This is a genomic window from Pseudocnuella soli (assembly GCF_004347775.1).
Classification (GTDB): domain Bacteria; phylum Bacteroidota; class Bacteroidia; order Chitinophagales; family Chitinophagaceae; genus Flavisolibacter; species Flavisolibacter aquaticus.
In genome coordinates, this window is the sequence record NZ_CP037755.1 from 2,899,144 (window position 1) to 2,911,514 (window position 12,371).

The following is a 12,371-nucleotide window of genomic DNA, read 5'->3' on the forward strand; positions in this document are numbered from 1 at the left end:
GGCTTTTTCTTTCATTTCGTAAATGTATCGTTACCATTTCAGGCATGCAACTTTGCCATCCATGGTGGTTACAATTACTTGTTTATTGGCCAGCGGTAAAATACCGGTGACAAGGCAATTCGACAATTTATGCTGCCATGCAATGCTGCCATCTTTACGATGAACTGCCGTAACTACTCCGTTGTCGGACGGCACGAACACCAATCCATTTTGTTCAACCATTGCAGTAGGCGCTAATTCATAACCAAGTTTCAGGTCGGTTTCACGTACCAGTTGCATGGTGTCGGCAGCAGCGTTAAACACTGCCAGCGTGCCTTCCATAGTTTTACCATACACCAGTGTTGCATCGTCAGATATCCCCATAGACTCACGGACACGTACAGCCGCATTTCGGTTGCGCCAAACCTGTGTTCCTGTTACCGCATCCAGTGCAGTCATGTAGCGGTCCGGAGCCACAATAAAAATTCGGTTGTTGGCCGCGACAGGATAACATGCAGCCGGCGAAAACATCCGGTTGGCGTTGCCGTTGTTCCATAACCATACTAACTTTCCTGTTTGCGCATCCAATGCATAAAAGTTTTTGTTCCAGCAGCCGAAATATATTTTACCCTGGTACAATAGCGGCCGCGTTACCACAAAACCACCAACCTGGTCAAATTGCCATTTGATCGTCCCGGTTTGTACATCAATAGCACGGAAAACGCCATCCGATGCGCCGATAAACGCAACGCCTTCATGAATAAGCGGGCTGCCGAGTACGGCTTTTTGCGCCGGCACCTGCCAGAGCTTTTTACCGCTCTTCGCATCAAGGCCATAAATGTTCCCATCCGACGATCCTACCACCAGCCGGTTGCCGGACAGGGCAGGAGTGGAGAACACTTTGCCGCCGGTTTTAAATACCCAAACCTTTTTGCCAGTCCTGCGGTTAAGCGCATACACTTCGCCAACAGTATTTGCAGAAAACACCAGCCCGGCGTTGGCCGCAGCACCATTGCCAATATCGCTATGATCCTGGTAGGTCCATACCGCTTTTACTTGCGGGTAGGTCTTATTGACAGCAAATGATGGCCGGTAATAATGGGTAGTATCTTTTTTAAAATCGTGCTGTTGCAACACCACTTCAGCCCAGGGGAGGCCGGTCGTAGATAAGGGTTTGCGTTCGCGGTAGATGGCTTTGCCGTTGGCGATTGTCACAATGTTGTAGGCACCAATGCTGTCTTTTGCCCGCAGGTTGGACCGGCCCATAATGCTCGGAATGCCTTCGAAATTATATTGCCTGTTGGCGTGCCCGTGCCCCAACAAAATGAGCTGGATGTTTTTTCGCTTAAGCCTGTCCGTTGCTTCGTACCAGTTGTTCAGCGATGTATCCTGCGGGTAATGGTTTACATAAATAATGGGATGATCATCTGGCAGGGTTTTGAGGGTGCTGTCCAGCCATACAATATGTTCGCGGGGCACCTGGCCGGGGCTCATACGCAGGTTGGGTCCGCAGTTGGTTCCCAAAAAAACATAGCCGCCATGACTGAACCGAAAATGCTCCGCACCAAAAATGCGGCGGAACGAATTAGCGCCGCTTTCCGACCAGTTGCCGTCGTGGTTGCCGGGAATAATGTACCAGGGCTTGTTGAGGCTGTCCAGGATTTGGCGTGCCAGTGCTAATTCATCGTCTGATCCAAACTCGGTAATATCACCGGAAAGGATCACAAACGAAAGCGAATCATTTCCATTAATATCAGCTACCGTGCGGCGCAAATCTTCGGCCGCGGTTTGGTTGCCGATATGCGTATCGCTTACATGCGCAAAATGAAAGCTTTGTGCTTGGGCCGTGTGCAGCAAGCAGTATAGAAAACAAAGGGTGAACAGTTTTTTGATCATGCGCTGTATTTATTTAAATAAAAATCGGAAGCCGGTGAGGGCTTCCGATTTTTTAAAGCAAAGCTATACTTATTGCCAACCGGGGTTTTGCTCCAGTGCACCATTGGGGTACAACGAAATCTGTCCGGTGGGTATTGGCGAGAGGTAATGTTTCGGGTCGATAAAGGTGCGGGAAACGGTTGCGGCATAAGGCATAATGTAGCCGTCAGCATTCCGCAGCACCCGTCCATTTGCAGGCACTTTTGCACCCAGAATCGCATCAGGATTTTTCTGCGTATCGAGGTATTCGCCTTTTTTCCAGCGCATCAGGTCCTGGTAGCGGAATCCGTCCATCATCAGCTCTACGCGGCGTTCGCGGCGAATTTCCCAAATCAATGGCGTTACATCGGCGTCTTTTTTCGGGTCCACAAAGGTTACTCCGTTTACAGCTACTTGTTGTCCGCCCGGCGCTTCCAGTTTGGCAACGCCTGCACGGGCACGCAGCAAATTTACTGAGCGATCCAGGTCTGCCTGGGTCAAAGTGTATTTACCCAATGCATCCAGTTCAGCAGCGGCTTCCGCGTAGTTTAACAACACCTCTGCCAGCCAAAAAATAGGGGCGTCGGTTTCGTTGTTGGGCGCCAGTTGCACCGATGCAGGTTGCAGGAATTTTGAAGGGCGATAACCGGTGCTCGAGCTCAGGCCACTCACCAGCGTGCCGTTGTAAGCCAAAAATGTATCTACCGTAGCCAGCAGGCGTTTGTCGCGGTTGGCACGTACGGCTTTAATGTTGTCATCGCCCTGGTACAGCGGCGACAGCGTAATGGGCAACCCATCAGTTGCCACATACGATTCAACAGCCGATTTAGTTAAACCATGCATTTGCGTGCTGCTGTTGGTATAGCCAATCACCGAATGCGTCATGGCGCCGGCAATGTAACGTTTGTACAAAATGATTTCGCGGTTGCCTGCCAGGTCCATGCTGTTGTACACTGTTTGATAGTTCGGGTTCAGTGTAAACGTACCGGTGGTCATCAACTGGTCAGCGGCGTCTTTTGCTTCCTGCAAAAAGCGGTCGGCATCGTTCAATCCCAATTCCGTGTGGTACTTACGATAGGTGCCCTCGTACAAGCCAATGCGTGATTCCAGTGCCAGTGCCACGAATTTATTTACCGTGTTAACCCCATCATTGGTGCGGATGTTGGCCACTGCAAAGTTGATGTCTGCCATAATGGAATCCATCACCAGTTGTCGGGTATCGCGTTTTTTCAGGATCTCGTTTTGCTCCGAAATATCCAATGATTTACCGATCCAGGGAACGCCGCCAAAGAGACGCACTTTGTTGAAATAATCCATGGCGCGGAAAAAGCGGGCAACGCCTTTCCAGTGTGCTTTTGCTTCATCGCTCATGGGCACGCCGTCGATGCGTTCCAGCATGATGTTGGCCTTACGGATATACGACCAATCCCAGGCCGACGATGTAGCCGGCGCAGACGCTGCAAAAATCGGGAACGCTGTTGCGGCTTGGTCGTCGGTAAAATTGGAGAAATAAAAATCGCCGGTGGTACCGGTACCGTAGCCGGTAAACAGTTCATAAAAACCCCAGGTGTAGGTACGAACGTTGTTTTCGCCGGTCCAGTAATTGAGGTCGGAAAATGCATCCGGCGTGTCTTTGTCCAGCTCCTTGGTACAGCCGGCCAGCAGCAATGCTGCTATAAAAAATAATATGGGAAATCTTTTGTTCATGATTCTTTTTTTAACCGGTTAAAAAGTAAGCTGTGCACCGAACGTAAACATGCGCTGGAAGGGGAACGTACGGCCGAGGAAGCCCAGTTCGCCATCGGTAATTTCCGGATCGAGGGGCAGGCCCACGTTGGAGATTTCCGCCAGGTTCTGTCCGCTTACATAAAACCGCAGCTTCTGCACATTAAACCGGTTGAGCACGTTGGTAGGCAGCGCATAACCAATGGTTACGTTTTTCAAACGGGCATAAGCCAGGTTCAACAGGTATTTCGTTTGTGGGTAATAGTTATTGCCCGATGTAGGCATCCCGGCAAGGCGTGTAGCGTTGTTGCCGATATAAGGCCTTGGGTATTGCGCATTGGTGTTTTCAGCCGTCCAGAAATCGAGCTGGTGAGCATACAAAATATCAGCACCCTGGTACAGCGGAACCGATACGTTGCCCAGTCCCCAATAATCACGTTTGCCTACGCCCTGGATAAAAATATCTGCATCAATGCCTTTGAACGTGCCACCAAGCCGAATGCCGTACTGGTAGCGGGGTTGGTTGTTGCCGATCACTTTCAGGTCGCCGGGATCAGAGAGGCTCATTTTACCGCCATTGATCACGTTATCGCCATTCAGGTCTTTGTATTTCACATCGCCAGGACCGAATACAAAATTGCCGCTTTGCAAAATAGTTTGGCTGGGCGATTTGGTTACGTCATCGGCCGATTCAAAATAACGGTCGGTTTCAAAACCCCAGATTTCACCATAGGTTTTGCCTTGGTAGTTTTGCATGATCAGCATCGAAGGATTGTCCCACTTGGTGTACACCGCTTTGTTATCGGCAAGTGTAAAGATGCCATACAGGTTCAGGTCGCGGTTTACTTCGTGGTTGATATCCACAGCTACTTCCCAACCACGGTTGCGCAGCGTGCCCGAGTTGATGCGTGGCCCGGTTGTGCCAAATGTTGCAGGCACGGCCACAGGCGCCTGGATGCCTTCGGTGTTGCGTTCGTACCAGTCGAAGGTTACGCCCACTTTGTTTTTAAATAGCCGCAGGTCGGTACCAAAATCCAGGGTACGAACTTTTTCCCATGTGAGTGACGAAGCAACGGAGCGGGGCGCCGAAATGCCCTGAACCCTTGTGTTGCCAATAACCCAGGGCACAGCCGAACCGGTCATGAGGGGTAAAAACACATTGCTGCCGCCTACATCTTGGTTGCCCACTGTGCCGTAAGATACCCGCAGTTTCCAGTCGCTGACAACCGGTTTGAGGAACTGCATAAAATTCTCTTCGCTAATGCGGTAACCAGCCGAAGCGGAAGTAAACAACGCCCAACGATCGAGCCTCGAGAACAGCGACGAACCATCGTAACGGCCGTTCAACTCCAGCAGGTATTTGCCTTTGAAGTTGTAGTTAACGCGGCCAAAATAACCGGCATATGCTGCCATCGAGTGGCCGCTGGTAGTGGTTTGCTCGCCTGTAGCCAGGTTCAGTTCCGGTTTGTTTGGGTCGAGCGGGTTGAGGCGCTGCGCATTAAAATTCAGGCCTTCGTTTTCTTCCCAGTTCACACCCGACATTAATTTCAGGTTGTGATCGCCTTTGAAGCTCTTGTTGTAGGTAGCGTATGCGTTGAGTGTGTTCACTGCATAGCGGCCGCTGTTGTAGGCCACGCGATCTTGAGCAGCGGTAGCAATGTTGTTCAAACGAGGGTCGCCTGGGCTCCAAAAGTCCCATGCATAAACGGGGCCGCCGGCTTCGTGGCGGATGGTGTTGGAGCGGCCGATGGTATAATCAGCGCGGATGTTCAGGTTTTTATGCAGCTTGATGGTGGCGCCAAGATCGACCCGTTGGTAGTTGTCGGTAACGCTGTTGGTGTTAGCCTCTGCCAAGTAAGCAGGGGTATGGCGGAAATAATTTCCTTTCCAGGTGCCGTAAGGAAAATAAGAACCCCAGCGCCAGAAATAGTACCAGTAGTCCTGGTAGCCAAATGGCGACTCGTAGTTGAAATTGCGGTACAGCATCCGGGCATCCACATCCAGCCACTTATTTACGGTTGAATTGATGGAAGCGGTGATGTTGTATTTTTTCAAATTATCCGGGTTCAGCTTCAGGATACCGCCATCGTTTGCGTAGTTAAACGAAAGGTAGTAACCCACTTTATCACCACCGCCTTGCAAGCGTATGTTATGTTGTTGCTGTTGGGTGTAATCTTTCAGCATTTCTTCTTTTGGATCCCACACACGATAGAAATACATGCGGCCGTCGGATTCCATTTTAAAATCTTCGCCTTCTATCATTTCGCTGCCGCTGCGTTTGCCTGCATAATTGCGTTTCCAGTTGGCAATGCCTTCACGCAAACGGGTTAGCTGCATGCCAAAAATTTCTGGTGTGGTGATGCCGCTGCGTTGCGAAGCGCCGTGCAGTGCATCCAGCTCCAGCTCCGGATCTGAAAAATCGGGGAGTACCGTTGGTTTGCTCCACGCAAAGTTGTTGGAGTAAGTAACAGTAGCTTTTTGGTTGCGCTTGCCCGATTTTGTTTTTACCAGCACCACGCCAAATGCGGCGCGGGCACCGTAAATAGAGGTGGAAGCAGCGTCTTTCAATACCGAAATGCTTTCAATGTCATTCGGGTTGATCACCGACAGGTCGGAGGTTTCCACGTTGTCCACCAAAATAAGCGGTCGTCCGCTACCGTTAGGCGAGCCTACACCACGGATGTTGATGGAAGCACCGGCAGTAAGGCCTCCGTTTCCGTAAGTGATGGTAAGGCCCGGAACCACGCCCTGCAAGGCTTTGGTTGGATCATTGATGGGCCGCGACTCCATTGTTTTGGAAACATCAACAGTAGAAACAGCGCCGGTGAGGTTGGCTTTTTTCTGTGTGCCATAACCCACCACTACCACTTCGCCCAGTTGGCCCTGCTGCTGTTGCAGCACCAGCCCGATGTTGTCATCGTCGCCCACGGTAAAGTCGAGCGGCTGAAAGCCAACATACGATACCTGCAGCACCTGGCCTTTGGCTGCGGAAATAGTAAATTGGCCAGTGGCATTGGTAACGGCATTACGCGTGGTGCCTTTTACCCGAACGGTAACGCCACCCAGCGGTGCCTGGTCTACGCCGGAGGAAACGACCCCGGAAATGGTTCGTTCCTGTGCATGCACAGGAATGGCTGTTTGTAGCAGTCCAATCAGGAGGACCAACAGCATTAGGATTTTTCTCATGTGGTTGATTTTGCGCTTTGCTTTTTAGAAAATTTGGTTTACAGTGGTTTGGGCTTGGGGTTATTGTTTTATAAAACCTGGATCCCGGCGTCGCGGAACGGCTTTAACATTTTGTCGTCAGGGTCGAGTTCAGTGATCAGTGTGTGAATGGCATTGGCCGCACAAACCTTCAACGGTTGCACGGTATGCAGTTTTTCGGAAATGGTGAGGCAAACTGTTTTGCGTGCAGCACCAATCATGGCCTTCTTCAGTTGCACCACTTCCCAGTCATTATCGGTTACGCCTACCTGTGGGTCAAAGGCATTGATGCCCAAAAAACAAAGGTCGACATGCAGGTTGCCGATTTGTGCAATGGCTCCCGGCCCCACAGTGATATTGGATGTTTTAGAAAGTTTATCGCCCAGCACAATTACATCGCACAAAGGGTGCTGTGCATAAGCCATCAGCGCCGGAATGCTGCCCGAAATAAAAGTCGCCTGCAGGTTCTGCGGCAGGGCGTGGGCCATTTCTACAATGGTGGTTCCGCCACTGGTCAGCACATACATTCCGTTACTGATCAGGGACACGGCTTTGCTGGCAATGCTTTGTTTTTGCTGAAAAGAGTAGGTGAGTTCCCTTGTTGTTTGCCCGCTAAAAAACGACCGCGACAGCGCACCACCATGCACTTTAATGATCAGGCCTTTTTCAGAAAGTTCCACCAGGTCGCGCCGAACCGTGTCGTCCGACACCTGCATTTTAGCGCACAGGTCGGTGCACAATACCTTATTATGAAGCTCTACCTGGTGTATGATAAAGGCTTGCCGTTCTTTTTTCAGCATAAGCAGTGCAATCGTCCTGCTAAATAACATTTAAATCCGCATTTTCCCGCAAATTTTTTTGCGGTTATTGCGGTTTTTGACAATATGAATTATTTGGTCAAAACGAGAGCCGCAGAAATGAAAATGGGCGGACATAAAAACATCCTGTTCTTCACCACGCGGCAATTGGATGGTAAAGAACAGGATATAATTATTGAGCTCTTTTTTCTAAAATGCAAAGCGCACCGAAACGCCGACTGCGGCCGGTTCGAAATCGGTCCGTTCAATGAGGTATAATTCGGGTTTCCAATCCAGCGCAATGTTGAGCGGCACCTGAGGTATTTTATAATCAATGCCAATGATGCCGAGCAAACCCAGGTTATTGCGGCCCTCAAAACCAACATAGGCGCCACCGCCCACAAACCAATCGAGGCCGGCGGCCTTGGTAGGGTAGTGCCGCTCCACCATCAGGCCCAGCGCTAACGGGTCAAACGCCATGATCGCTTCCAGGGCTGTATTGCTTTTTACAAAATGCTTGAACGAAATGCCTGTGCCAATGAATGCATCGCTATTGGAAAAACGTACGCCTACTGCCGATTTATAACTCTGAGCAGTAGCCGAAAATTGGGTGAATAAAACAAAACAAAAAAGCGCTGTCAACATCTTCTTCATAAAAAGCGGTTTGCATGACTAACGCAAAAATTGGGCAAAACTTGTGTAGCCGCCCAATCCTCCTGTTACAAAATGACCGCAACTTGGAAGGTGGTAACAGATGACTTTATTAATCTAACCCGTGCCTATTGCGGTTCTGCCGAGGCTGGCCCGCTTTCAATAAACCGCCTGATCTCATCATCAGAAAGTAGCCGGATTAACTTGACAAAGGACCGCTGTAAACCATGGATGGCGCGGCCGGATGCGATGATTTTTTTATCGGGAAAATGCCGCACCAATTGTTCGAGGTACACCTCAGGATCAAGCTGGGTGAGGTTGGTAAGCAGGTGTAAAAACAGGTATTTGATGTCTTTGTTTTCCTTGAAAGAATCCAGCACATCAAACGTGATGTTTTTGCCCAAAAACAAAACGCTCCAGCCCCATTTGCGCAGCATATAATGCAGGAACAGCAGAGGCATTTCGTGAAACTCGCCTTTGGGTGTAAACAACAATACTTCGGGCGGATGCTTGGGTAGCGGCGTTTTTTCTATTTCGGAAATGATCTTGTTTTGAATGAGGTAGGAAGAAAAATGTTCCTGTGCCGGCACAATGCGGTTGGTTACCCACAACAAACCTACACGTTGCAAAAATGGAAAGCACACTTCCAGAATGGTCCGTTCAAATCCTATTTCTTCCGACAGCCGTTCGATGATTTCCGAAAAGCCGCCTTCGTCAAAATCAATGGAGCAAGCCACGAGTTGCAGCACAAAATGCGGGTAAGTATTGCGGTTAGGTTCGATGGCGCCAACAGCCGCAAGTCTTTCTTCGGGTTCCAGCGCAGCTATCCTTGAAATCTTCCAGCCCAGGTGGTATAAAAACGCAACCTGCAGCAAAATTTTCAGGTCCTCATTGTCGTAAAAACGGTGTTTGCTTTCCTTGCGCTTGGGCGCAAAAAACGGGTACCGCAACTCCCAGATGCGCAATGTATGGGCTTTGATGCCCAACAGGTTTTCAACGTCCTTGATTGTGAATTGCTGCATGTTCTTTTTCGCCGTTTGCCATCAGGCGCCTACTTTAGCAAAAACTTTGCTAGTAACCCGAGGTACCACCTGTTTATATAGTTACATTTGAGCGCCTTAAAAATAAGCTAATGCCGCTTTCCCACATACTGATTGTTTATTTGATTTCATTTTTACTCGTTTTCCTTCCTTCGTTTGGCCTCGCGAAAATGTTCCAGAAAGCGGGTGTTGCTTCATGGAAAGCATACATTCCTTTTTATAATACATGGGTAATGCAGGAGCTGGCCCGCAGGCCCAAGCATTGGGTGTTTTGGCAATTTATTCCCGTCGTGGGCTGGTTTATTACGCCGGGTATTTTTATTGAATTTGTAAAACTGTTTGGCCGCTTTTCCTTGCTCGATCATACACTGGCTTCGCTGGCTGCGCCATTTTATTTTCCTTACCTCGGTTACTCCGACAAGGTTCGGTACATCGGGCCGGATGGTGTGCGGCGCTATGTAAAACCAGGCTGGCGCGAATGGATCGATGCTGCTGTCTTTGCCATTGTCGCTGCTACGCTGATCCGCACTTTTATATTTGAAGCCTATACCATTCCTTCGGGATCAATGGAGCGTACATTGCTGGTGAATGACTTTTTGTTTGTATCGAAATTCAGCTACGGTCCGCGCATTCCCAACACGCCTCTATCCATTCCTTTTGTACACAATTATATTCCGGGGTCTGATCGCAAGTCTTATTCAGGGTTGATCAAGTTACCTTACATCCGCTGGTTCCAGTCGCCAGTGAAACGTGGCGATGTGGTGGTATTTAATTTCCCCGCAGGCGACACGGTCATCAATCGGCCTGAGTACCAATCCTACCGGCCTTATTACGAGATCATCCGGCAGATGGGTGGCGGCAACGAGGCAAGGGGCAGGGAAGCAGTGTTCGCCAGTCCGGATGAATTTCCATTGGCCATTCACCCGGTTGATAAAACCGATAACTACATCAAACGTTGTGTAGCTGTTGCCGGCGACACATTGCAAATTCGCAAGGGTAATGTGTACATCAACAGTGCGCTGCAAAACCCGCCGCCGCAATCAGTGATGCCCTACATTGTACAAACAAACGGGCAACAGCTGGATGAAACGGTGATGAAAGAAGAATACAACATTGACATCACCAACCCCGACCAGTTTCAGCCAGGTGGCAACAACACTTACCTGATGGCTTTGACAGCTGAAGCAGTGAATAAATTAAAAGGCAGCCAGCTGGTAAAGATGATGGAGCCGCAACTGGAGGACACCGCATTTTACAGCCCGTCATTTAATAATTACGTGGTAGAAAATGGTTGGACCGTTGATAACTACGGCCCGATCTGGGTGCCTAAAAAAGGCGGCACCATGGTGCTCGACACAAGACTCTATTCGATTTACGAGCGGGTGATCCGGGTGTATGAGCAAAATGACTTTTACATGAAAGACGGCAAGTTTTTCCTGAACGGCGCACAGGTGGACCGCTACACTTTTAAAATGAATTATTACTGGATGATGGGCGACAACCGTCATGGTTCCCAGGACTCCCGTTTCTGGGGTTTTGTTCCAGAAAATCATATCGTTGGCAAAGCGTGGATGATCTGGTTTAGTTGGGAGGGAGGACCGCGTTGGAACCGCCTGTTCCGCATCGTTAAATAGTTTAACTTTATGCTAATGCCTCTGCCAAAACAGGGGCATTTTTGTCACCCTACATATGAAAGAAGCAATCTTTGAATTTAAATACAAAGTGTACAACAGCATCGACGAGCTGCCGCAGGAACAACAATGGTTGTTGCAGGAGGCTCGTGATGTTACAGGACAAGCATATGCACCTTATTCCAACTTCCAGGTGGGTGCTGTTGCCAAATTAGTGAACGGAGAATTGGTGGCGGGTTCCAACCAGGAGAACGCATCTTTCCCCGTCGGCCTTTGTGCGGAGCGTGTTTTGCTCGCTGCTGCCTCTTCGGTTTTCCCGAAAATACCCATTGAAACAATGGCCATTTCTTACAAAAGCGACAGCCAAAAAAGCGACCATCCCATTTCGCCATGTGGCATTTGCCGCCAGAGCCTGCAGGAGTTTGAAAGCAGGGTAGGGCACCAGGTGCAATTGATTTTGGGCGGCATGGAAGGCCCGGTGTATGTTATTGACAGCGCCAGCCGTTTGTTGCCCCTTGCATTCACCAGCGAAGAGTTGAAATAAAACGCCGGCGATTAAAACAACTGTTGCACGCCCAACGCAAATTTTTGTTCGTGGGCCAGCAGCCATTGTTTGCGCATCAGCCCGCCTGCATAGCCGGTAAGGCTTTGATTAGACCCAATAACGCGGTGGCACGGCACAATGATGGCGATGTTGTTTTTGCCATTCGCCGCGGCTACGGCACGGATCGCTTTTACATTGCCGTATTGCTTGGAAAGTGTTTGATAAGAAAGTGTTTTTCCAAATGGGATTTGCAGGAGCAGGTCCCATACTTTTTGTTGAAATGCGGTGCCAGTTTGTGCTAACGGTAAATCAAACGTCAGCGTTTTACCGGAAAAATAATCTTGGAGTTGCATTGCACATTGCTCGAGCAGCGGATGATTTTGGCTGGGATTATTTTCCACTTCGGTTTGCTCATTTAGAAAAACGACTTCGGTGATGGCACTATCGGTGCAGCCTAACCGGAGTGGACCCAATGGCGAAGCAATAATTTTTGTGTAGGTTGACATTAACCGATTTTTTGTCCGTTGGTTACCGTTTTGCCCGGGTGCAACAAAACTACATCTCCCTCATCGTCATACACGCCCAGCACCAAGCATTCCGAAATGAAGTTAGCAATTTGTTTGGGTGGAAAATTTACCACCGCCACTACTTGCTTGCCGATCAATTCGTCGGTGGTGTAATGGTGGGTAATTTGCGCCGATGACCGCTTTAGACCCAACGTTGCGCCAAAATCGATTACCAATTGATACGCCGTTTTTCTTGCTTTTGGAAACGGAGCCGCTTCGGTGATGGTACCCACGCGGATATCCAGTTTTTCAAAATCATCCCAAGTGATCGTGGACATAGAGAGTTTGTTATTTGTCAGCGCCGAGAATCAATTTTGCGG

General features: G+C 49.4%; 10 protein-coding genes. 2 read left to right on the forward strand and 8 right to left on the reverse strand.

Annotated features, from left to right (window positions below):
- Window positions 1-30 precede the first annotated feature (30 nt).
- From EPD17_RS11815 to EPD17_RS11840, 6 genes are all read right to left on the reverse strand, one after another.
- Window positions 31-1,875: an outer membrane protein assembly factor BamB family protein gene (locus EPD17_RS11815; RefSeq protein ID WP_132054444.1), complete on the reverse strand. Its 1,845-nt coding sequence runs from the start codon at window positions 1,873-1,875 to the stop codon at window positions 31-33.
- 69 nt (window positions 1,876-1,944) lie between these two features.
- Window positions 1,945-3,600, reverse strand: a complete 1,656-nt coding sequence (locus EPD17_RS11820; RefSeq protein ID WP_132054446.1) for a RagB/SusD family nutrient uptake outer membrane protein — start codon at window positions 3,598-3,600, stop codon at window positions 1,945-1,947.
- A gap of 18 nt (window positions 3,601-3,618) precedes the next feature.
- The gene (locus EPD17_RS11825) at window positions 3,619-6,804 is read right to left on the reverse strand and encodes a SusC/RagA family TonB-linked outer membrane protein (protein WP_132054448.1); all 3,186 of its coding nucleotides are present in this window, start codon (window positions 6,802-6,804) and stop codon (window positions 3,619-3,621) included.
- A 68-nt stretch (window positions 6,805-6,872) separates the two neighbouring features.
- On the reverse strand, window positions 6,873-7,652 hold the full coding sequence (locus EPD17_RS11830) for a DeoR/GlpR family DNA-binding transcription regulator (protein ID WP_240040601.1): 780 nt from the start codon (window positions 7,650-7,652) through the stop codon (window positions 6,873-6,875).
- A 177-nt stretch (window positions 7,653-7,829) separates the two neighbouring features.
- The gene (locus tag EPD17_RS11835; protein ID WP_123893331.1) at window positions 7,830-8,273 is read right to left on the reverse strand and encodes a hypothetical protein; all 444 of its coding nucleotides are present in this window, start codon (window positions 8,271-8,273) and stop codon (window positions 7,830-7,832) included.
- A gap of 125 nt (window positions 8,274-8,398) precedes the next feature.
- Window positions 8,399-9,292, reverse strand: a complete 894-nt coding sequence (locus tag EPD17_RS11840; protein WP_132054450.1) for a MerR family transcriptional regulator — start codon at window positions 9,290-9,292, stop codon at window positions 8,399-8,401.
- Window positions 9,293-9,402: 110 nt separating this feature from the next.
- Between EPD17_RS11840 and lepB the strand changes: the two genes are divergently transcribed.
- On the forward strand, window positions 9,403-10,944 hold the full coding sequence (gene lepB / locus EPD17_RS11845) for a signal peptidase I (protein ID WP_132054452.1): 1,542 nt from the start codon (window positions 9,403-9,405) through the stop codon (window positions 10,942-10,944).
- Between the two features lie 55 nt (window positions 10,945-10,999).
- Window positions 11,000-11,485 carry a cytidine deaminase gene (locus EPD17_RS11850; protein WP_132054454.1) on the forward strand — a complete coding sequence of 162 codons (486 nt, stop codon included), beginning with the start codon at window positions 11,000-11,002 and terminating at the stop codon, window positions 11,483-11,485.
- A gap of 11 nt (window positions 11,486-11,496) precedes the next feature.
- Here EPD17_RS11850 and EPD17_RS11855 read toward each other — a convergent pair whose 3' ends face one another.
- Window positions 11,497-11,991 carry a methylated-DNA--[protein]-cysteine S-methyltransferase gene (locus EPD17_RS11855; protein ID WP_132054456.1) on the reverse strand — a complete coding sequence of 165 codons (495 nt, stop codon included), beginning with the start codon at window positions 11,989-11,991 and terminating at the stop codon, window positions 11,497-11,499.
- Window positions 11,991-12,329, reverse strand: coding sequence for a tRNA-binding protein (locus EPD17_RS11860; protein WP_132054458.1), 339 nt, complete (start codon window positions 12,327-12,329; stop codon window positions 11,991-11,993). Before EPD17_RS11860 ends, EPD17_RS11855 begins: the two co-directional genes overlap by 1 nt.
- Window positions 12,330-12,371: the final 42 nt, after the last annotated feature.

What these genes read in the sequence shown, in the direction of transcription:
- EPD17_RS11825 (WP_132054448.1), bottom strand. Translation starts at nt 6,804, where the DNA reads ATGAGAAAAATCCTAATGCTGTTGGTCCTCCTGATTGGACTGCTACAA.
- EPD17_RS11830 (WP_240040601.1), bottom strand. Translation starts at nt 7,652, where the DNA reads ATGTTATTTAGCAGGACGATTGCACTGCTTATGCTGAAAAAAGAACGG.
- EPD17_RS11840 (WP_132054450.1), bottom strand. Translation starts at nt 9,292, where the DNA reads ATGCAGCAATTCACAATCAAGGACGTTGAAAACCTGTTGGGCATCAAA.
- EPD17_RS11815 (WP_132054444.1), bottom strand. Translation starts at nt 1,875, where the DNA reads ATGATCAAAAAACTGTTCACCCTTTGTTTTCTATACTGCTTGCTGCAC.
- lepB (WP_132054452.1), top strand. Translation starts at nt 9,403, where the DNA reads ATGCCGCTTTCCCACATACTGATTGTTTATTTGATTTCATTTTTACTC.
- EPD17_RS11855 (WP_132054456.1), bottom strand. Translation starts at nt 11,991, where the DNA reads ATGTCAACCTACACAAAAATTATTGCTTCGCCATTGGGTCCACTCCGG.
- EPD17_RS11820 (WP_132054446.1), bottom strand. Translation starts at nt 3,600, where the DNA reads ATGAACAAAAGATTTCCCATATTATTTTTTATAGCAGCATTGCTGCTG.
- EPD17_RS11860 (WP_132054458.1), bottom strand. Translation starts at nt 12,329, where the DNA reads ATGTCCACGATCACTTGGGATGATTTTGAAAAACTGGATATCCGCGTG.
- EPD17_RS11850 (WP_132054454.1), top strand. Translation starts at nt 11,000, where the DNA reads ATGAAAGAAGCAATCTTTGAATTTAAATACAAAGTGTACAACAGCATC.
- EPD17_RS11835 (WP_123893331.1), bottom strand. Translation starts at nt 8,273, where the DNA reads ATGAAGAAGATGTTGACAGCGCTTTTTTGTTTTGTTTTATTCACCCAA.